Below are 20,710 nucleotides of genomic sequence, written 5' to 3'. Positions count from 1 at the left end.
GAATCGCTACCATCTGTGGCGGCGGCCAAGCACAATTCATCATCCGCATTCGCCGATTCAAGGACGGTGCCTAGGTTGGACCATTCTCGTCGGCCACCACTCCGCGTGCGACAAGGTGATCAATCAGCGGCACCGCACCGGCGGCAAGATGTTCCGACATCGCCGCGCGGGCGAGCTTGTCGTCGTGCTTTTTCAGCGCGGACAGGATCCGCCGGTGGTCCTGCATCGATTGCTCGGGCCAGCCCGCGATGGCGGGAAACACCGATTCGGGGGCATACCGGGTGATCTGTGACATCAGCTGGGCGAGCTTGGGCGAGTCTGCCGCGACATTGATGGCGCGGTGAAATTCGTGATTCAGCCGCACGGTGCGTTCGTGTTCATCGCCGGCGTAAGCATCCTCGAGCTGCGCCTGGATCTCCTTGAGCTCGTGCAGTTGCTCATCGGTGATGTTGAGCGCCGCCCGCGCGGCCAACTCACCACCGACGTGCGCCTGCACATTCGCCACATCGGTCACGTCGCGCCCGGTAACCGGCAGCACCACGAAGCCACGGCGCGGCTGCTGGTTGATCAAGCCTTCGGCGCACAGCGCGAACAGCGCCTCACGCACCGGTGTGACACTGATACCCAACTCCGCGGCCAGTTGATCCAGCCGGACGTACGATCCGGCGGCGTACGCCCCGTCGAATATCCTCCTGCGGATGATCCGCGCAACGTCCTCGGAAAGTTGAGGTCGCGCAGCGAATTCAAGACCACTCATCTGCCTACACCTGATACTCGGCGAGCAATCGCTTGCTGATGATGTTCTTCTGGATCTCGCTGGTGCCCTCGCCGATCAGCAGGAACGGCGCGTCGCGCATCAGCCGTTCGATTTCGTATTCCTTGGAATAGCCGTAGCCGCCGTGGATCCGGAAGCTCTGCTGGGTGACCTCGGTGCAGTACTCGCTGCACAGGTATTTGGCCATCCCGGCGGCGACGTCATTGCGCTCCCCCGAGTCCTTCAAGCGTGCCGCGTTGACCATCATCAGGTGTGCGGCTTCGACTTTGGTCGCCATCTCAGCGAGTTGGAACGCGATGGCCTGATGCTCGGCGATCGGCTTGCCGAAGGTCTCGCGTTGCTGTGCGTAACGCACCGCGAGTTCGAAGGCACGAATCCCGAGGCCACACGCGCGCGCCGAGACGTTGACCCGGCCGACCTCGATGCCGTCCATCATCTGGAAGAAGCCCTGCCCGGTGGCGCCGCCCAGAATGTCGTCGGCACTGGCCTGATAGCCGTCGAAAATCATCTCCGTGGTTTCGATGCCTTTGTAGCCCAACTTCTCGATCTTGCCCGGAATGCGCAGGCCGGGAACGACTTCGCCGAAACCGACCGGCTTCTCGACGAGGAACGCGGTGAGGTTGCGGTGCGGTTTGTCCGAGCCCTCGTCGGTGCGCACCAGCACCGCCACCAGAGTGGAGGTGGCGCCGTTGGTCAGCCACATCTTCTGGCCGTCGATGGTGTAGGTGCCGTCGTCATTGCGCCGTGCCCGCGTGCGGATCGCGGCCACGTCGGAACCCAGCTCCGGCTCCGACATCGAGAAGGCGCCCCGCGTCTCACCGGCCGCCATCCGCGGCAGGAACCGCTGCTTCTGTTCGTCGGTGCCGTGCTGGCGCAGCATGTACGCCACGATGAAGTGTGTATTGAGCACGCCCGAGACACTCATCCAGCCGCGCGCCAGCTCCTCGACGCACAGCGCGTAGGTCAACAGCGACTCCCCCAGCCCGCCGTACTCCTGGGGAATCATCAAGCCGAACAGGCCCATCTCCCGCATCTGGTCGACGATCGCCTGCGGGTAAGTGTCCCCCCGTTCCAGCTCGGCCGCGTGGGGAATGACTTCCTTCTCAACGAATTTTCTTACGGTGGCGATGATCTCGGTCTGCACATCGGTCAATCCAAGGGTCTGGGCGAGTTTGGTCATGTGCTGTGGTTCCCTTCCGGCTACTCAGCAGGCGATGGTGTTGGCGGTCGTCAGACGCTCGATGTCGGCGGCGCTCAACCCCAACCGCGCTAGAACTTCGGCGGTGTCCTGGCCCAGGGCCGGCGCGGGCGCGCTGGCCGGATGTGTGCCGTCGAATGCGGCTGGCAGGCCCGGGGCATAGTAGTCGCCGAGGCCTGCTTGCCGTAATCGCGAAAACATCGGATTTTCGGTGACTTTCGGTCCCGCGGCAACCTCGGCGAAGGTGCGGTACCGCTCGAACAGCACCGTGGTTTCGGACAGCGCGGTGGTGATCTCGTCGGCGGTGTGATCGCTGAACCAGGTGGCGAACAGACTCGACAGCACATCACGGTAGCGGTAGCGATCGCCTTCGGACCCGAAATCGGCGCCCAACGCCTCGGCGAGCGCCGACACCGCGCCGTCAGTGCCCGTCACCGCCAGCAGGTCGCGAAAGTGCCGACCCGTCAAGGTAACCACCATGAACCTGGCCCCGTCACCGCTGACGAAGTCCTGCCCGTACTGGCCGTAGATCGCATTACCCAGCCGTTCGCGTTGTGTCCCATTGACTTGCGGCTCGGTCAGCAACCCCAGGTTGGCTGCGGTGGCCAGGGCGACGTCCTCCAGCGCCAGGCTGATCCGCGCCCCAGCCCCGGACTGCTCGCGGTGGCGGACGGCGGTGACGACGGCCAGCGCAGCGTACAGTCCGCAGCACACGTCCCAGGCCGGTAGCACGTGATTGATCGCACCGGCATGATCGGCCGGACCGGTGACGAGCGGATAGCCGAGACCCGCGTTGACCGTGTAGTCCACGCCGGTGGAACCGTCACCGCGCCCGAGTAACTGAACGTGAATCACGTCGGGTCGTTTGGCCGTTAAGGCGTCGTGGCTGAGCCAGGTCAAGCCCGCCGCGTTGGTCACGACGATGCCGTCACCCTCGATGATCAGCCGCTGGACCAGTTCATGGCCGTCCGGGGACCGCAGATCGATGGTGGCAGAACGCTTTCCCTTGTTCAGACCGGTCCAGTAGATCGAGGTGCCGTCAGCCGCCAGAGGCCACCGTTGCACATCGGAGGCCCCGCCGATCGGGTCGACCCGGATGACTTCTGCACCAAGCTGACTCAGCGTCATGCCGCACAGCGGCGCGGCGACGAAACTCGATACCTCCACGACGGTCAAGCCGTCCAACGGCAATGCCGAATTGGTCATCGCGATACGACCCGCTCGAAGACGGCAGCCAGGCCCTGGCCGCCGCCGATGCACATCGTCTCCAGGCCGTAGCGCGCCTCGCGGCGATGGAGCTCGCGCGCCAAGGTCGCCAGCATCCGTCCGCCTGTCGCGCCCACCGGGTGGCCCAGCGAGATCCCCGAACCGTGCACATTGGTCCGCTCGTGATCGGCGGCGCCGAAATTCCATTCCCGCATCACGGCAAGCGCTTGCGCCGCAAAGGCTTCGTTGAGCTCGATGAGGTCGATGTCGGACAGCTGCAAGCCCGCCTTGGCCAGCGCCACCTCGGTCGCAGGCACCGGGCCAATGCCCATGACGTTGGGTGCGACCCCCGCGACACCCCACGACACCAGCCGCACGAACGGCCTAAGGCCGTATTTGTCGGCTTTCTCCGGGGTGGTCACCATGCACATCGATGCCGCGTCGTTCTGCCCGCTGGCGTTGCCGGCCGTGACCGTCGCCTCCGGATCATCTTTCAGCAGAACGGGTTTGAGCTTGCCCAGCGATTCGATCGACGTGTCGGCGCGCGGGTGTTCGTCGGTGTCGATGAGTTCGTCGCCGCTGCGGGTGCGGACCGCGACCGGGATGATCTCCTCGGCCAGAATGCCGTCTTTCTGCGCGGCCACGGCACGCTTGTGGGATCGCACGGCGAGCTCGTCCTGCTCCTGGCGTGAAATGCCGTACTGGCGGCGCAAATTCTCCGCAGTTTCCAGCATTCCGCCGGGCACCGGATAGTTTTGGCCGCCGGCGGTCGTGCGTCCCCGGGCCAGGCCGTCGTGCACCTGTACCCCGTTGCGGGCGCCGCCCCACCGCATGTCGGTGGAGTAGAAGGCGACGTTGCTCATGCTCTCGCAACCCCCGGCGACGACGAGGTCATGGTCCCCGGCGCCCACCTGCAGGCACGCTTGAATGACCGCCTGCAGGCCCGACCCGCAGCGCCGGTCGACCTGCATGCCCGGAACCGTCACCGGCAGGCCGGAATCCAGCGCCACCACCCGCCCGATCGCGGGCGCATCGCTGTTGGGGTAGCAGTGGCCGAGGATCACGTCCTGCACGGCGTCGGGCGCCAGCCCGGTGCGCGCGAGCAGCCCTTTCAGCGCGGTGACACCGAGGTCGACGGCGGTCTGTGCCTTGAACATTCCGCCGTGACGGCCGATCGGCGTCCGAACGGGTTCACAGATGACGGCCTCGCGCGTCGCGCTCATAGGTGTCGGCCGCCGGTGATTTCCATAACGGTGCCGGTCATGTAGGACGACAGATCGGAAGCCAGGAACAGCGCCACGCTGGCGACCTCACTGGGCTCACCGGCCCGGCCCAGCGGCACCTCGGCAACCTTGGAATCCCAAATGCGCTGCGGCATGGCCTCTGTCATCGCCGAGCGGATCAAGCCCGGGGCGATCGCGTTCACCCGGACACCCAGGTAGGCCAGCTCTTTGGCGGCCGCCTTCGTCATACCGACGATGCCGGCCTTGGCCGCCGAATAGTTGGTCTGGCCGATCATGCCGACCTTGCCGGACACCGAGGACATGTTGATAATCGCGCCGCGCTTGTTTTCCCGCATGACGGCGGCGGCCAGCCGGGTGCCGTTCCAAGTCCCCTTCAGGTGCACGTTGATCACCTGATCGAATTGCTCCTCGGTCATCTTGCGCATTGTCGCGTCGCGGGTGATCCCGGCGTTGTTGACCATGATGTCCAGGCCACCGAAACGCTCGACCGCGGTCTGGATCAACGTTTCGACGTCGGACGACTGGGTGACATCGCATCGAACCGCGACCGCGACATCATCACCACCCAACTGCTTGGCCACGACTTGAGTTTCCTCGAGATTGACGTCGCCGAGCACGACTCGCGCACCCTCAGCGACGAAGCGCTCCGCGATGGCCAGACCCAGCCCTTGCGCTCCGCCGGTGATTACCGCGGTCTGACCTGTCAACATCGCCACTTTCGACCACACATCCTTCGCTGTTATCGCCTCCACCGGGCACGTCCGAGGCAAACATCATATTTGATATAGGATCCTGCTCTGAACCGGGGTGTCCCGGATTCAGAGAGGAGTGTGGAGCCCATGGCCACCGCCGAAGCCGCTGAGGTCTCCGACGAGGACTTCCGCGAGATCCTCGCTCAGACAAGGCAATTCATTCGTAGCGCCGTCGTCCCACGCGAGCAGGAGATCCTCGACACCGATCGCGTCCCCGACGACCTGCGCGACGAGGCCAAGAAGATGGGCCTGTTCGGCTACGCGATTCCCCAGGAGTGGGGCGGCCTTGGCCTCAACCTGATGCAGGACGTCGAGATGGCGATGGAGTTGGGCTACACGTCACTGGCGCTGCGTTCGATGTTCGGCACCAACAACGGCATCGCCGGACAGGTGTTGGTGGGGTTCGGCACCGACGAACAGAAATCCCGCTGGCTGGAGTCGATCGCGTCCGGCGACGTCGTCGCCTCCTTCGCGCTGACCGAACCCGGCGCCGGGTCGAACCCGGTCGGCTTGCGTACCAAAGCCGTTCGCGACGGCGATGATTGGGTGATCTCCGGGCAGAAGCGCTTCATCACCAACGCGCCAGTCGCCAATCTCTTTGTGGTGTTCGCACGTACCCGGCCGGCCGACGACCAGGGTCCGGGAATCGCCGTCTTCCTGGTTCCCGCAGACGCCGCCGGCGTCGACGTGGGCGCCAAGGACGCCAAGATGGGCCAGGAAGGCGCCTGGACGGCCGACGTCAATTTCACCGACGTGCGCGTCGGCTCCGATGCGCTCGTCGGCGGCAGTGAGGACCACGGCTATCGGGCGGCCCTGACCTCGTTGGCCCGCGGACGGGTGCACATCGCCGCCCTCGCGGTGGGCGCCGCTCAACGGGCGCTCGACGAATCGGTGTCGTACGCCGCCACCGCGACCCAGGGCGGGGCGCCGATCGGAAGCTTCCAGCTGGTGCAGGCCATGCTCGCCGACCAGCAGACCGGGGTGATGGCCGGCCGTGCGCTGGTGCGCGAAGCCGCTCGGCTATGGGTGGCCGACGAGGATCGCAGGATCGCACCGTCGGCCGCCAAGGTCTTCTGCACCGAAATGGCCGGCAATGTCGCGGATCTCGCGGTCCAGATTCACGGCGGCACGGGCTACATGCGAGGTGTTGCCGTCGAGCGCATCTACCGCGACGTGCGCCTGCTGCGGCTGTACGAGGGCACCAGTGAAATTCAGCGTTTGATCATCGGATCGAACCTCGTCAAGGCGGCGCAGCGCTAAGAGCGGCGGCGCAGCCGAACCGAATAGAGGAGCAGCTATGAGCGGCAAGCTTGCCGGAAGAGTGGCATTCATTACCGGCGCGGCCCGAGGCCAGGGCCGGGCGCACGCGGTGCGCATGGCCCAGGAGGGCGCCGACATCATCGCCGTCGACATCGCCGGCAAGCTGCCGTCGTGCGTGCCCTACGATCCGGCGACTCCCGACGACCTGAGCGAGACCGTGCGCCTGGTCGAAGCAGCGAACCGCCGGATCATCCCGTCGGCCGTAGACACCCGCGACTTCGACGGTCTGCGAAAGGTCGTCGCGGAAGGCGTCGCCGAGCTGGGCCGGCTGGACATCATCGTCGCCAACGCCGGGGTTGCGGCTCCGCAGGCATGGGACGACATCACGCCGGAGAACTTCCGCGACGTCATGGACATCAACGTGACCGGCACCTGGAACACCGTAATGGCCGGCGCAGACAAGATCATCGAGGGAGGACGCGGCGGCTCCATCATCCTGATCAGTTCTGCGGCCGGCATGAAGATGCAGCCGTTCATGATCCACTACACCGCCAGCAAGCACGCCGTCACCGGGCTGGCGCGCGCGTTCGCAGCGGAATTGGGGAAGCATTCGATTCGGGTCAACAGTGTTCACCCGGGTCCGGTGAACACCGCGATGGGCTCCGGCGACATGATCAACGCGGTGGGCAAGACCATGGAGACCAATCCGCAGCTGTCGCACGTCCTCACACCGTTCTTGCCGGACTGGGTCGCCGAGCCGGAGGAGATCGCCGATACCGTGTGTTGGCTGGCCAGCGACGAGTCTCGCAAGGTCACCGCCGCACAAATCCCGGTCGACCAGGGCTCGACGCAGTACTGATCGCCTTCGGGCAGGTCGCATGGGAATAGCTCCAACGTCCCGGCGTTTGCACTCGTCATGAAAGCCTTCAGCGAAACCGAGCGCCAGGAGTTCCTCGCCGACAAGCACGTGGCGGTGCTGTCCGTCGCCGCCACCGAAGGCCGGCCGCCGGCCAGCGTCCCGATCTGGTACGACTACACCCTCGGTGGAAACCTCCGGATCATGACTGGGGCGTCCAGCCGCAAGGCCCGGCTCATCACGCAAGCGGGGGCGGTGACCCTGGTGGTCCAGCGCGAGGAGCCGCCGTATCAGTACGTGGTGGTGGAAGGCACCGTCGTCGAGACCAGCAACCCGGCCCCGGCCGACCTGCAGGAATCGATCGCCATCCGTTATCTCGGCGAGGAGGGCGGCCGCGCCTTCGTGCACAGCATGGAAGGCGTCGAGGAGGTGCTGTTCACCATCCGGCCCGACCGCTGGCTGAGCGCCGACTTCACCGGCGACCTGTAACCGCCCGAAATCTACGCGCATCCGCCGATGTTTTGCGGCGTGCGCCCGGCCCATGCTGGCTAACATGAGCGAAATCGAGTTGAGCGACCCAGGCATAGGCGAAGCGATGAACGAGCCCCTGCCGACCGGCACCGTGACGTTGCTGCTGGCCGACGTCCAGGGTTCGACGCAATTGTGGGATTCGCAGCCGCAGGCGATGACCGCGGCGATCGCCAACCTGGACCAAGCGCTGGCCGAGTTGGTCGGGGCCCATCACGGCGTCCGCCCGGTCGAGCAGGGTGAGGGCGACAGCTTCGTCATCGCGTTCAGCCGGGCGTCCGACGCGGTGGCGTGCGCGCTCGCGTTGCAACGCGCTCCGCTGGCACCGCTGCGGCTCCGCATCGGGGTGCACACCGGCGAGGTGCAATTGCGCGACGAGAACAACTACGTCGGGCCGGCCATCAACCGGACCGCGCGGCTCCGCGAACTCGCGCACGGCGGCCAGACGGTGTTGTCGGGCACCACCGGCGATCTGATTGCCGACGCGCTCGCCGACGACGCGTGGTTGACCGACCTGGGCACCCATGCGCTGCGGGATCTGCCCCGTCCGGAGCGGGTGGTGCAACTGTGTCATCCCGACCTGTGCAATGAATTTCCGCCGCTTCGGAAGCGCGAATCCGTTCTCGTGCAACGTCTTCCCGTTCAGCTGACCAGCTTCGTGGGTCGCGAAGCCGAAATAGACGACGTGCGAGACATTCTCGCGCAGCACAGGCTGGTGACGTTGACCGGTGCCGGCGGCGCGGGCAAGACCCGGCTGGCCGTGCAGATCGCAGCCTCCACCGCCGGCGGCTACGCCGACGGAATCTGGTATGTGGACCTGGCTCCGCTCACCGACCCGGACCTGGTGCCCCTCACCACCGCCCGGGCACTGGGGCTGCCGGATCAGCCGGGGCGATTGCCGGAGAAAAGCCTGCTGCAGTTCATCGGCGACCGGCACATGCTGGTGGTGCTCGACAACTGTGAGCACCTGCTCGATGCCAGCGCCGCGCTGACCGGTGCATTGTTGGGGGCCTGTCCGCAGTTGACGGTGCTGGCGACGAGCCGCGAGCCGATCGGCGTGAGCGGCGAGGTGACGTGGCGGGTGCCGTCCCTGTCGTTCGACGACGCCGCCGTGCGGCTCTTCAGCGACCGCGCCGGCCACGCGCGTCCCGGCTTCGGCATCGACGACGACAATGCGGCCGCGGTCCATGAGATCTGCCGTCGCCTCGACGGCATGCCGCTGGCGATCGAGCTGGCCGCGGCGCGGGTGCGCGCGTTGTCGCCCAACGAGATCCTCGCCGGCCTGCAGGACCGGTTCCGGTTGTTGACCGGCGGGTCGCGGACGGCGGTGCGCCGCCAGCAGACGCTACGGGCCTCGGTGGACTGGTCACACGCGCTGTTGACCGAGCCCGAGCGGATCTTGTTCCGCCGGCTCGGGGTCTTCATGGGCGGGTTCGACCTCAAAGCCTGCCGAAAGGTGGTCTGCGAAAAGGACCTGGCTTCGCACCAAGTGCTGGATGTGCTGGCACTGCTCATTGACAAGTCGCTGGTGACCGCCGAATCAGCCGGCGGGCCAATGCGATACCGATTGCTGGAAACGATCCGCCAGTATGCCCAGGAAAAGCTCAGCGAATCCCCGGAGGTCGTCGCCGTCCGAGACCGGCACCGTGACCATTTCACCGCGATGGCGGCGACACTCGACGCTCCGGGTGACATCAGCCTGGAGCTCCTGCTGGATCGAGCGCAGGCCGAAATCGACAACCTGCGCGCCGCCTTCGCGTGGAGCCGGGAGAATTCCGACACCGACAGCGCCTTGCAACTGGCCACGTCGCTGCAGCCGCTCTGGTTGACGCGGGGCGGGCTCAAGGAGGGGTCGGACTGGCTCGACGTGGGTCTGGCCGACGCGGAGGCCGGCGCCGATGTGACGCCCCGGACGATGGCGCGGGCGCTGGCCGACAAGGCATTCCTGGACAACATGCGCGACGCGGAAAGCCTTGCGCGAGCGCAGCGTTCGCTGGCCATCGCGCGTGAGCTGGATGATCCCGCCCTGTTGGCACGGGCGCTGACGGCGTGCGGCCGTCTCGCCGCCGGGAACGCCGAACTGGCCCGGCCGTACCTGTCGGAGGCGGAGAACTTGACCCGGGCCATGGGCGACCGGTGGAGGCTGAGCCAACTCCTCTACAGTCAGGCGCTCACCGCCATACTGGGCGCGGGAGACCTGGACGCCGCGGCCGCGGCCGCGACCGAGGGCCGCGACCTCGCCGACGAGTTCGGCGACCGGGGCTATTCGCGCGCATGCCGGTGGTGTCTCGCCGGCGTGCAATGGGTGCGGGGCGATGTTGCCCGGGCCGAAGCGGGGCATCGCGAATTGATGATCGAAGCGGACGCGGCACACGCCCTGATCTGGCAGGTCAATGCCCGCGCCGCCCTGGGCCACGTGCTGGCCCACACCGGGCAGGCGGACGCGGGCCGGGCGCTCGCGCTAGAGGCGCTCGATGACGCTCCAGAGATCGGCCGCTACCAGGAAGGTGTCGTTTACGCGGCGCTGGCGTTCGCGACGCTCGCCGGTGGCGACGTGGGCGCGGCCACCGATGCCGGCGATGCCGCACGCGAGCGGTTCGCCGGCTTGCCGCTTGCGAGCACCACCAGCAAGCCCTCGGCCCAGGTCGCGCTGGCCCGCGGCGAGCTGGCGGTGGCGCGCCGCTTCGCCGACGAGGACGTCGCGGCCGCGGCGGGGTGGTTCACAGTGCAGGCGCTGTTGACCCGCGCCCGCGTCGCGTTGGCGGAAAATGAGCCCGGACAGGCCGAACGCGATCTCCACGACGCATTGATTCGTGCGGCGGAGACTCGAGCACACCTGTTCGCTCCAGACCTACTTGAGTGCCTTGCCCGTTTGGTGGGAGACGCCGGGAGCCACCTGGAAGCCGCACGGCTTTTCGGCGCGGCGCACGCGGTGCGCGAGCGAACCGGCATCGTCCGCTTCCGCGTGTACGACGCCGATTACGCGGCGTCGGTCGAGGCGACCCGTAAGGCATTGACGGACAAGGAATTCGACGCGTCCTGGGACGCCGGCGCGGCCCTGTCCACAGATGAGGCGATCGCCTACGCGCGCCGCGGACGAGGCGAACGCAAGCGACCGCCCAGCGGTTGGGACTCACTGACCCCGACCGAGCGCGACGTCACCCGGCTCGTCGGCGAGGGCTTGGGCAACAAGGACATCGGCGATCGGTTGTTCATCTCGCCGCGGACAGTACAGACGCATCTCACCCATGTCTACGCGAAACTCGGACTCACCTCACGTATGCAGTTGGCACAAGAAGCGGCTCGCCGATCAATGCGCGATTAGGTCAAGCGTGCTTAGCTCGCGGATCGCCTGGCAGCCGCGGCTGAGCATGGTCAGCACCATGTCGTCACCTCGCTCGGTGGCCGCGGCGAACGCGAAACCCAGCGCCGAGATCAGTGGTGCCTGCAACACCCCGAGCCGGTAATCGCGCCAACATGTTTCGCGGTCGTAGCCGCCGACCCCGCCGGCCGTCAATGCCCGGTGATAGTCCGCGACGAGCTCTTCTTCAATGCTGGCCCGCAGGTGCGAATTGAGACTGGTTGCGGTGAAGTAGGCGAGGTCCCGGGCCGGCAAGCCCACGCCGAGCGTCTGCCAGTCGACCACACTGACCCTGGCTCGCTCGGGATCGAACAGCAGGTTGTCCAGCCGATAGTCACCGTGCAGCAAGGCGAACCGGTCGTACTCGGACAGCAGCCACGGCGCAATCGAACCCATTGCGGCGCTGAAGGTGTCGCGGTCTTCCGGCCTCATCCGATCACCAAGTTTCTCCAGCGTGATGTCGGCGCTCATCTTCGCCACCTCGCCCATGCCGTTGGCACCGGCTTCATCCGGCCGACCGAATGCGATGCCCGGAAAATCGAGCCAGACTGGATCGCACCAACTGGGTGCGTGCAGGCCCGCCAGCGCGGTAACCGCAAGGCGCGCTTCCGTTTCGCCACACCCAATGAGCTGATCGCCCTGCACCGCCGGTGCCTGATCGGCGAGCAGTAGCGCGAAAAGCATGGCATCGTCGGTGATCTCGGAATAGAAGCACTGAGGTGTCGGCACTTGGACCCGATCCGCCACCGAGGAGTAGAACGCGCATTCGCTGCGATAGCCGATGACCACCCGGTCGCGCACCGAATCGTCCTGAGCGGGCAGCTTGATCACAAAGGTCTGCGGCAGGTCGCCGGGATCCGTCGCATAGCGAGCGGTAACCCGGTAGGTCGCCCCGGTTTGTCCCGTACCGATCGCGACCACCTCCACGTCGGCGACCTCGACAGGTGTGCCGCTGCCACTGAGCGCGGCCGACAACCACTGCGGGGTCACGTCGCCGGGATAACGCGGTATCGACAGCACAGCACTCATAAGCAGCACGCCTCCTGTACGCAGACAGCTCGGTCCGACTGACAAACTGTAAGGCATACCGCAAGAGTTGCGGTCACCCGCGGTGCGCTAGTCGGCCAGAATCCGCCATTCCGCGGCTTCGTGCTGCTGGCGCCAGAATTCGTCGAAACGGCCGCCCGCAGCGAGCAATTCGTCAACGGTTCCATCTTCGACCACTCGGCCGTTGTCGACGAACAAGACGCGGTCGGCATGACTGATACTGGCCAACCGATGCGCGACGATCACCTGGGTGCGCGATTGCGGGTCGGCGGTGAGGGCGTCGACCACCGCGGCCTCGTTCTCGGTGTCCAGCGCGCTGGTCGCCTCGTCTACCAGCAGTATCGGTGCGGGCTTGAGCAACGCGCGGGCGATGCTGACCCGTTGCCGCTCACCACCGGACAGCGCCGATCCGGCCTCTCCGACGACGGTGCCGGCACCGTCGGGCAGCCTCCCGACGAGCTCGTCGACGCGGGCGAGCGCCACTGCCCGCGCGAACTGCTCGTCGCCGGCGCCGGGATCTCCGGCGAACACGTTGTCTCGGATCGACCCGTGGAACAGATAAGGGTGCTGGAACACCACGCTGCTCGCCGCCCGCCGCGCTTCGCCGTCCAGCGTCGCCGCGTCCACTCCGTCGATCAGCACCCGGCCGCCGGTGGGCTCATGCAACCCGGCGATCAGCGCCAGGATGGTGCTCTTTCCCGAACCGGACGGTCCGACGATCGCCGTGGTGCTGCCTGGCTCCAACGTGAAGCTCACCCCGTCGAGCACCGGCACACCGGCACCGTCGTACCGGAACACGACGTCGTCGAATTCGATGCGGGGCGCCACGGCGCCCGCCAGCGTGGCGGCGCCGACATTCACCAGCGGCGCGGTGAGCACCGAGCGGATGTTATCGAGCGTGGCGCGGGTGCTTTCCAGCGCCGGCGCCAGCTCGCTGATGGTGGTGAACGGTTCGAGGTAGCGCACGATGACGACAATCAACGCAATGGCCTCGGCCACCGTGAGCGTTCCGTTCACGGTCAGCACGGTGGTCGCCCCGGCCAGCAGGATCAGCGCAAGCTGGCTGGCGAGGCTGAACAGCAGCTGCCCGGGAACCTGCATGGAGAGCAATCGCATAGTGGCGCCGTGTTGGGCGGCCAGTGCATCGCCGACAAGGCTTCTCGCGGGCTCGACACGTCGCGCGGCTCGCAGCGCCTGCTGGGTTCGCGCGAACTCGATGATCCGTTCGGTGAGCGCGCTATTGGCGTCGGCGGCCGCGGCATCGGCGCGCCGCGCCAAGCGGGCCGATGCCCACAGCGCGCCCAACAGCAGCGGCAGGCCACCCAGCGCTGCGACCCCCAGCTGCCAGGAGACCGGCAACAAGACCACCGCGATGGCCGCGGGCAGCAGGATGGCGGAGATCAGGGGCGTGAGCAGGTTGACGACCAGACCGACGAGTTCCGGACCGGTGGCCGCGATCGCCTGCCGTGCCGTCGCGGTGTGCTCGGCGGTGAACCAATCCAGCCGCACACCGGGCAGCCGATCCGCCACGTCGTGCTGGCTGTGATCCAGCACAGCGAAACCCAAATTGAAACCGATTCGCGCCGTTGCGGTGTCGATCACCCAGCCGGTCGCAGTGGCCGCGGTGAGCCAGCCCAGCCAGACCAGCGCGCGCTGCGGCTCGTCACTGAACAGCGCCCCGACCAGTGGGACCAGCAGCACGGTGGCCACCGCGCGCACCACCACGGAGATCAATGCCAGCACCGCGTAGGTGATGACCCGGTTGCGGCGATCCGCCGGGACCAAACTCAACCACGTGCGAATCATCGCGCCCCCTCGCCAGTCGTGCCGGCGGTCAACTGGTCGCGGCGGCCGCCCTCCCATAACCGTCGATATCGACCGTCGGCGGTTAGCAACTCGTCGTGCGTGCCGCGTTCGACGATGCGGCCGTGGTCAAGCACGATGATCTGGTGGGCCCGGGTGATCGTGTGCAATCGATGCGCGATCACCAGCACGGTGCGGTCCTGCGTCAACCGGTTCAGAGCTTGCTGCACAAGGTATTCCGATTCCGGGTCGGCAAACGCGGTGGCCTCGTCGAGGATCAGCACCGGGGTGTCGGCCAGGATCGCGCGGGCGATGGTGAGCCGTTGGCGTTCGCCGCCCGAGAGCCCGCTTGCGGCGCCCAGCATGGTGTCGTAGCCGTCCGGCAGTCGCATGATGCGGTCGTGAATTTGGGCCTCGCGCGCCGCTTGCTCGACCTGTGTCATGGTGGCATCGGGGACGGCCAGCGCGATGTTTTCCGCCACGGTACCGTGCACTAATTGTGCCTCCTGCAGCACGAATCCGACCTGTGCATAGAGCTGGTCGGCGGTCATCGATCGAATATCCTGTCCCCCAACATGTATCGCGCCTTGCTCAACATCGTGGAACCGGGCCAGCAAGGCGGCCAGGGTCGACTTGCCCGACCCGGAGGGGCCGACCAGCGCGGTCACCGTGCCGGGCCGCATGGTCAGCGAGACATCGTGGATGACGGGAACGTCGGGGCGGTAGCCAAAGCCGACTTTGTCGAACACCACCGTGGCCGCCAAATCCTGCTGGGCCTCGTCGTGGTCTCGCACGGCGAGGTCGGCCTCATCGAGCGTGTTCTGCAGGCGCCGGGCGGCCAACATGCCGGCGCGGATACCGCCGAGACCGTAGGCGATGCCGAGCAGTCGCGCTCCGAAGGTGGTGCCCAGCAACAAGAATGGCAATAGATTCACCGGATTCATCCGGCCCGTGACCACCAGCAATGTGCCCGTGACCGCGATGAGCCAGAGGAACATGGAGGGACGGGTGACCAGGTCCATGAAGGTCTTCTTGCCGGCCAGTGGACGCTGCCAGCCGACCAGGAAGTCGACATATTCGTCCAGGCGGCGCCGGAAGCTGGATGCGGCGGCCCCACCGAAGACGCGGATCACCGGCTGGCCTTCCAGGTATGCGCCGGCCTCGCCGCTCATCGTCTCCGCCCAGCGTTGCGATTGCGGGATGCGCGGGCCCGATTGGATCGTGAGCGATGACGTCAGCACCAGGTACACGAGGACGGGTGCAAACAACACCAACGCCACCCGCCAGTCGACGGCGAACAGGTAGACCAACACCGCGACCGGCGCGACGGCAGCGGCGACCGCATCCGGGATGGCGTGGGTGACCAGGTAGTGCAAGGACAGTGTGTCGTCCTGCAGCAGTTGTTTGATTGACCCCGACCCGCGTGCGGTGAACCAGCCCAGCGGCAACCGGGACAGCTTGCGCAACAGTCGCGATCGCAAATCCCGGGCGAACCGCGCATCGACAACATGGAGCCAGAGGGTGAGGGCGGCGCCGAGCAACGCCCCCAGACCCAGCAGCGATACCGCGGCGATCCCGATGTCCCGCAGGGTGGCCCCGGGCGCCCCGGAAACCAAGAGCCGCGCCAACTCGACCAGCAACACAAAAGGCGCAAGTTGCACCAGCGTGATCACCGCCTGCAGCACGCCCGAGACGATCAGCGCGGACCGCAGTGGCGCGAGCAGTCGACCGGCGCCCTGGGCACGCCAGTTCCCGCGGGCCGCCGGGGCGGGTGTCGCGTCGAACGCCTGCTGAGCCGACTCCAGCTGCGCGGCAATGCCTTCCGCGGACACGCTGGGCGGCGCGACACCGTCGGATGCCTCCGGCTCGTCACCGCGCCGGGTACCCATCGCGCGCCCGGCGCTCCAATAGGCCTGGGCGTGAACCTCTGATTTGGGAAAGCCGAATTCGTCGCGCAGCCGCGCCCGCACCTGCTTTAGCGTGGTGGCTTCTGGCGTCGCCCACGCATACCAGTCGGACCAATCCCGGCTCTCGATCGCGAGGGCGAGCGACTTCTCGTCATGGCGGGCAACCCAGTGCAGCCGCAGCCGAGGATGCTGCGCGACCGGGATCAACGTGTCGTTGTCGTCGTGCTGTTCGAGGTACATCTCAATCGGGACGTCGCCGGGGACCACTCCGATAATCCCGTTCATCCCCGGGATGGAGGCCGAGTCACCGATCAGCAGGTAACCGGCCGGCTGCTCGTCGGGCACGTCGAACCGCGACGAGCCCATCAAGGCCATGACCGCGATGGTGGTACCGGGCGCCACGGTGCGCGCCCATAACGACGCCGGCCCGCCCGGATCGTGCAGCACGATGTCGACCGCGAAGCGACCGGCGGGAACGTCTGCCTCCGAAATCGTGTACGCGCGCTGGAATTCCGTCTTCGATCCGTCGGGGTCCGGGAACCAGAAACGCAGCCACGCAGCCGGTTCGGCATCGACGTCTTCGAATAGCGTCGGCGACGTCATGCGTACCCGGACGAAGTGCGGGGCGATCCGAACGGTTTCGATGACTGTCGCGCTGTGGTCGCGCGCGCCGAAGCTGCGCAGCATCACACCCTGGAATCCGCGTGCCATTAGCGGTCCTTTCTCGCGGCGCTCCGCGCAGCGACGGCCTCGGCGATCTGGATGACCCGGCGGATTCACCGCCACCGGGCCACCGATCGATGCGGCCAGCATGAGCCGCACACCCTGAATTCGAAACCTGCTACGACCCATGCGGGCCGCCGCACCCTGCCGCGGATCACCGACCAGCCGGTCACGACTTGGTACGGTACCCCACAAACTAAGGGTTGCCTTACCATAGGTCAACCTCGCTGCAGTCCGCCGTGCGGGCCGGCCAGTAATCTGGGAAATATGAGTGCTGAGTCGGCGACGCCCGTGCTGCTGTATGACGGGGTCTGCGGGGTGTGCAACCGGTCGGTGCGCACGATCCTGCGATTCGATCCGAGCGGCCCTCTGCGCTTCGCGGCGCTGGAGAGTGTTTTCGCCAAAGCGATCATTGCGCGGCACCCGGAGATTGGCAGCGTCGACTCGGTCGTGTTTGTCGATGACCCGGCCGGGCCCTCGGAACGGGTGGCTGTCCGATCCGAGGCAGTGCTGCGCGTGGCGAATTATCTCGGCGGAGCGTGGCGGGTGTTCGCAATCGCTCGCGTGATTCCGGCCCCGCTGCTCGACTGGCTCTACGACAGGTTCGCCGCGATCCGCTACCGCGTCGGCGGCAAGTACGACAGTTGTCCGTTGCCGGCGCCGGAGGTCCGCGCCCGCTTCGTGGAGGACTGACCGGCGTCAATCAGTGGGCGGCGTCCTGGGCCAGGTCCGCTTCGGATTCCTTCCGCTTCAGCTCTGCCAGCTTGCGATCCTCTTCCGCCGCTTGGCGATGCTTCATCGCGGACCTGCGGTGCACCTCCGTGTGCGAGACGCCTTATTGGATCCTTTTCGTGTCCTGTGAGTCCCGGATAACCCGGCAGGAAGGATTTGACCCGCGCGCCGCTCAAGATTTCGTCCCGAGGCGCTGGGGCCGCCCCCTGCGCTTTCCTTGGAGGCGGCAACACTCTTTTTGCGCGTGCCGGTGTTTTACCCCGCTCAGCAAGCGATATTCCGCCCCCGCTTTCAGGCCATCTCAAATGCGGCCGAGGCCCACAAGCGCGACACCGACACCATTGATACAGGGCTGCATTTGGTGACAATTCATCACCACGCCGCTCAGTAGGGTAAGCATCGAACCGTTTACGCTCTCCTCGGCGTATCGAGTTCAATCTCACCGCATAGGAACGTCATGAACCGGAGTGCATGCGGTTCCGTTTAGCTCTCATCGCAGCAACCATCGCGACAGGAGCGATCGGCGCATTGGGATGCCCTATTTGGCTTGGCCCCGTCGGGTAAGAGATTGCGCGGCAACCAGTCCAAGCGTCATTGGCCGATGCCGACGATGGAAACGGAGCGTTATCCCAGCATCACGGCAAGCGGGTTATTCCGCTCTGACTGCGCCTGGTGCCCCAAGGTCGATCGTTATGCAGCCCGACGATCCCAGCATCACACCGGTCATCATCGCGGCCACTGCGACAGCTTTCAGCATCTTCTTGGTGGTCTTCGCCCTCATCGGTCAGGCCTTTCTTCCAGTTGAATAGCCGTGGCATCTGACTACCGTCGGCTATTTGATGTTATAGCCGTCATTGGGCGCGTGTGCAATACTCCGCAAACTGCGGAAAAAAGTTTCAACGTCGGCGGTTTTTGGAGCGTCACAGGCAGGTTGTTTGAAACCGAAAAATTCACGCTGCCGACCAAAGTAGGTAGAATCGTCTCTAGCTGCGAAATGGCATCACGGTAGTTCACGGGAGTTATCGCCGCCGCGTCCCGTGCTACGCTGCCATAATGTTCCAAAGTTATTGCTTTTCAATGCAATTCGTGGGCTAAAAGCCGTGTGACAGTGTTACTTTCCTTGCCGTGTGCGAAAGATTGCCACGGCCTCTGGCTCGTCCGGATGGTCGTTTCATGGATTTACATACCCCCTGCTTAACTGCATGCCTTAGAGTCGGTGATCAGGGAAGGGAGTGACACATGGCCAAACTGTTGTTGACCAGACTTGCTGTGGTGGTTGGTGGTCTGACACTGTCTCTGACCGCCGGGGCTGGGGTCGCGTCCGCCGATCCCGATCTGGGTCCGGCGGTCAACACAACCTGCACTTACGACCAGCTCGTGGCGGCATTGAACGCGCAAGACCCGACGGTTGCTGCGGCCTTCACCTCCGACCCAGAGATGCAGGCCGGGTTGCAGCAGTTCCTCGCCGGGTCGCCCAGTCAACGAAGGCAAATTGCTCAGGAGATAGTGAGCAATCCAGATACCCAGCCCTACATTGGAACTCTCCAACAGACCTTCGCTACCTGCAACAACTTCTGAGCGGCTGGATGGGCATTTGGTTCTCGGCGTGCTCGATGCTGGACGTAGCTCGGGTGGGTTAACCGTCGTGGCCGCGCCATGCCACCTATGCCTGGTCATGGAAACCGTTTGGAGTGGTTGACATCGAGCACGCCGAGGTTTCACGGGTGCAGCAACGTGACTTTCGACGTTGACGCGGTGATCGCGTAGAGCGTCTGGCTACCTGCGCCGGTCGTCGGGATCAGCACAGTTGAACCGGTGCTGACAATTGATGGCGGCGGTTGCGCCCGACGTCGTCACGGTGCTGCCGCCGAAGTAGGTATCAGCCGATACCTGGACGACGAGAACACCCGAGTTTTCAGGGGTCTGGCTGATCGTGGTGATGGGAGTGGCGGGGACAAAACCCCAGAAGTTCCGAAGCAAGCCATTGAATTCCGAGGCAGTCGGCCCACCCGTAGCATTCGCCTGGAAAGGTAGAGGCTTTCCGCGTTAATCACCGATCGTTGAAGCTCAACCGGCGGCCATTCAGCGAAGGCCTTATGCTCCTGCAAAATCTCCATGGTTGCCTCTACCGTCGCCGCGATCTTCATCGGCTTAACGAAGAGCTCCTCCACTTAGGTCCCAGTGACGGTTTCGGCTGAGGCTTAGCTATCCGTGTAGCCTCATTTGTATTGGCCTTATGCTGCAGATATGCTGCCGATGGCCCCATCGTAGCAACCGTCGGGATGTTCGCCAGCAAACGGAACGGCTCGTAGGGCTTGCCGTGCTGGAGAACGCAGTACAGGTCGGTGTACGGCAGGCAGGGGGTCCGACCAAGGGGCGCAAAGCTCGCTCGCCACCAGTACCGGAGTTCGTTCTTAACGAGCTGTCGGTGCAATGCAAAGACAAGGCACCGGGAGGCCTGGTGTTCGCGGGCCGCGACGGCGGCTATCTCCCACGGCCGACGTCGTCTAACGGATGGTTCACGCGAGCGGTCAAAGCGGCGAAGGTACAGGCGATCACTCCCCACGACCTGCGGCACACTTGCGCCAGTTTGGCGTTCAGTGCCGGCGTCAATGTGCTCGCGCTGCAACGCATGCTCGGCCACACCTCAGCCAAGATCACGCTCGACACCTAGGCGGACCTCTTCGATGACGATTTGGACGCCGTGGCAGTCACGCCGCATGCCCGGTATTCACCTGAAAATGTGGGCAAAATGTGGGCACGAGGTGGCCACGGAGACGCCCAGCAAACGTTAAATCAGCTCTAGCTGCACAGGAGGCTCGCAGCATCAGTGCGGGCGGAGGGACTCGAACCCTCACGCTCTTTCGAGCACCGGCACCTAAAGCCGGCATGTCTGCCAATTCCATCACGCCCGCAGCGTGGCGATCGTATCGCTTGCGAAAGCTCTAAGTCGCCGTCGGCGGGTCCGATGAATTCGTCGGGCCCAAATCGTGAGCGGTACGGTCAAGGGGTGTCCACTACGCATCGTCGCAGGCCCGCGCTCATCGCGCTGGTGATCGTCGCCGCGTGCGGCTGCCTGGCCCTGGGCTGGTGGCAGTGGACCAGGTTCAATTCCGTCTCCGGCTCATTCCAGAACCTTGGCTACGCGTTGCAATGGCCACTGTTCGCGGGCTTCTGCGTGTACGCATACCGCAAATTCGTTCGCTATGAAGAGGAACCACCACCGCCGCGGAGCACCGGCTTGATGACGGAGATACCCGCCGGGCTGCTGCCCGAGCGACCCAAGCCCACACCGCAGGCACCCGACGACCCCGCGCT

15 protein-coding genes, 1 tRNA gene and 1 pseudogene are annotated in these 20,710 nt (G+C 65.6%); 8 read left to right on the top strand and 9 right to left on the bottom strand.

Annotation, left to right across the window (positions count from 1 at the left end; all coding sequences use genetic code 11):
- Nucleotides 1–70: 70 nt before the first annotated feature.
- From VFW69_RS06020 to fabG, 5 genes are read right to left on the bottom strand one after another with little or no spacing between them, the layout of a single operon-like run.
- Nucleotides 71–757, bottom strand: coding sequence for a GntR family transcriptional regulator (locus VFW69_RS06020; RefSeq protein WP_526499160.1), 687 nt, complete (start codon nt 755–757; stop codon nt 71–73).
- A gap of 4 nt (nt 758–761) precedes the next feature.
- Nucleotides 762–1,955, bottom strand: a complete 1,194-nt coding sequence (locus VFW69_RS06015; protein WP_526499158.1) for an acyl-CoA dehydrogenase family protein — start codon at nt 1,953–1,955, stop codon at nt 762–764.
- Between the two features lie 24 nt (nt 1,956–1,979).
- A complete protein-coding gene (locus VFW69_RS06010) occupies nt 1,980–3,179 on the bottom strand; it encodes a CoA transferase (RefSeq protein ID WP_526499156.1) in 1,200 nt (399 codons plus the stop codon).
- Nucleotides 3,176–4,402 (bottom strand): thiolase family protein, encoded by a 1,227-nt coding sequence (locus VFW69_RS06005; RefSeq protein ID WP_526499154.1) that lies wholly within the window; start codon nt 4,400–4,402, stop codon nt 3,176–3,178. The genes VFW69_RS06010 and VFW69_RS06005 overlap by 4 nt, the downstream gene beginning before the upstream one ends.
- Entirely contained in the window at nt 4,399–5,133 is a 735-nt protein-coding gene (gene fabG, locus VFW69_RS06000; protein ID WP_526499180.1) for a 3-oxoacyl-ACP reductase FabG, read from the bottom strand. Before fabG ends, VFW69_RS06005 begins: the two co-directional genes overlap by 4 nt.
- A 129-nt stretch (nt 5,134–5,262) precedes the next feature.
- Here fabG and VFW69_RS05995 point away from each other — a divergent pair, with 129 nt between their 5' ends.
- From VFW69_RS05995 to VFW69_RS05980, 4 genes are all read left to right on the top strand, one after another.
- Nucleotides 5,263–6,435, top strand: a complete 1,173-nt coding sequence (locus VFW69_RS05995; RefSeq protein WP_526499152.1) for an acyl-CoA dehydrogenase family protein — start codon at nt 5,263–5,265, stop codon at nt 6,433–6,435.
- A 37-nt stretch (nt 6,436–6,472) separates the two neighbouring features.
- On the top strand, nt 6,473–7,294 hold the full coding sequence (locus tag VFW69_RS05990) for a mycofactocin-coupled SDR family oxidoreductase (RefSeq protein WP_526499150.1): 822 nt from the start codon (nt 6,473–6,475) through the stop codon (nt 7,292–7,294).
- 57 nt (nt 7,295–7,351) lie between these two features.
- On the top strand, nt 7,352–7,780 hold the full coding sequence (locus VFW69_RS05985; RefSeq protein WP_526499148.1) for a pyridoxamine 5'-phosphate oxidase family protein: 429 nt from the start codon (nt 7,352–7,354) through the stop codon (nt 7,778–7,780).
- Nucleotides 7,781–7,886: 106 nt separating this feature from the next.
- Nucleotides 7,887–11,144 (top strand): helix-turn-helix transcriptional regulator, encoded by a 3,258-nt coding sequence (locus VFW69_RS05980; RefSeq protein WP_526499178.1) that lies wholly within the window; start codon nt 7,887–7,889, stop codon nt 11,142–11,144.
- Here the strand turns inward: VFW69_RS05980 and VFW69_RS05975 are convergent.
- From VFW69_RS05975 to VFW69_RS05965, 3 genes are all read right to left on the bottom strand, one after another.
- The gene (locus VFW69_RS05975) at nt 11,130–12,209 is read right to left on the bottom strand and encodes a phosphotransferase family protein (RefSeq protein ID WP_526499146.1); all 1,080 of its coding nucleotides are present in this window, start codon (nt 12,207–12,209) and stop codon (nt 11,130–11,132) included. The genes VFW69_RS05980 and VFW69_RS05975 overlap by 15 nt on opposite strands.
- A gap of 87 nt (nt 12,210–12,296) precedes the next feature.
- Nucleotides 12,297–14,033, bottom strand: coding sequence for an ABC transporter ATP-binding protein (locus VFW69_RS05970; protein ID WP_526499144.1), 1,737 nt, complete (start codon nt 14,031–14,033; stop codon nt 12,297–12,299).
- The gene (locus VFW69_RS05965; RefSeq protein WP_526499142.1) at nt 14,030–16,648 is read right to left on the bottom strand and encodes an ABC transporter ATP-binding protein/permease; all 2,619 of its coding nucleotides are present in this window, start codon (nt 16,646–16,648) and stop codon (nt 14,030–14,032) included. The genes VFW69_RS05970 and VFW69_RS05965 overlap by 4 nt, the downstream gene beginning before the upstream one ends.
- Before the next feature lie 279 nt (nt 16,649–16,927).
- Here VFW69_RS05965 and VFW69_RS05960 point away from each other — a divergent pair, with 279 nt between their 5' ends.
- The 3 genes and pseudogenes from VFW69_RS05960 to VFW69_RS05950 all read left to right on the top strand — a co-directional run.
- Nucleotides 16,928–17,353 carry a thiol-disulfide oxidoreductase DCC family protein gene (locus VFW69_RS05960; protein ID WP_526499140.1) on the top strand — a complete coding sequence of 142 codons (426 nt, stop codon included), beginning with the start codon at nt 16,928–16,930 and terminating at the stop codon, nt 17,351–17,353.
- Between the two features lie 1,278 nt (nt 17,354–18,631).
- Nucleotides 18,632–18,970, top strand: a complete 339-nt coding sequence (locus VFW69_RS05955; RefSeq protein WP_526499138.1) for a hemophore-related protein — start codon at nt 18,632–18,634, stop codon at nt 18,968–18,970.
- 700 nt (nt 18,971–19,670) lie between these two features.
- A pseudogene (locus VFW69_RS05950) lies at nt 19,671–20,198 on the top strand (tyrosine-type recombinase/integrase); the annotation flags it as partial.
- Nucleotides 20,199–20,223: 25 nt separating this feature from the next.
- Here the strand turns inward: VFW69_RS05950 and VFW69_RS05945 are convergent.
- A tRNA-Leu gene (locus VFW69_RS05945) sits at nt 20,224–20,307 on the bottom strand.
- Nucleotides 20,308–20,402: 95 nt separating this feature from the next.
- On the opposite strand from VFW69_RS05945, the gene VFW69_RS05940 reads away from it, so the two are divergent.
- On the top strand, nt 20,403–20,710 hold a 308-nt coding region (locus VFW69_RS05940), incomplete at its 3' end, for a hypothetical protein (RefSeq protein ID WP_526499136.1).

Source organism: Mycobacterium sp., assembly GCF_036273375.1.
Taxonomy (GTDB): domain Bacteria; phylum Actinomycetota; class Actinomycetes; order Mycobacteriales; family Mycobacteriaceae; genus Mycobacterium.
This window is presented reverse-complemented; position numbering and strand designations above follow the sequence as displayed.